1 pseudogene is annotated in these 377 nt (G+C 65.3%); it reads left to right on the top strand.

The window, feature by feature from the left end:
* Positions 1-344 (top strand): annotated as a pseudogene (locus EN845_RS34050) (ATP-binding cassette domain-containing protein); the annotation flags it as partial.
* Positions 345-377 lie beyond the last annotated feature (33 nt).

Here is a 377-nt window from a genome sequence, read left to right as displayed (position 1 = left end):
GCGATCTTTCCTATGGCCGCAAGCGCGTGCTGGAGATCGCCACCACATTGGCGCTCGACCCGAAGGTGCTTCTGCTCGACGAGCCGATGGCCGGCATGGGGCACGAGGATGTCGGCATGATCTCCGGCATCATCCGTTCGCTGGCAAAAGACCGCGCCGTGCTGATGGTCGAGCACAATCTCACTGTCGTTGCTGATCTCTGCGACTGGATCACCGTCATGCAGCGCGGCCAGGTGCTCGCGGCCGGCGACTACGCCACCGTCAGCCAGGACGAGCGTGTCCGCGTCGCCTATATGGGGACCGAGCACGAAGAGGGCCGGCATGAGAGGGCCGGGCATGAGTGAGCCGCTGCTTGCCGTGCGCGACCTCCAAGCCTG

This window comes from Mesorhizobium sp. M8A.F.Ca.ET.202.01.1.1, from assembly GCF_004791595.1.
GTDB lineage: Bacteria > Pseudomonadota > Alphaproteobacteria > Rhizobiales > Rhizobiaceae > Mesorhizobium.
The sequence above is the reverse complement of the archived record's forward strand: the minus strand, read 5'-3'. Positions and strand labels throughout refer to the sequence as shown.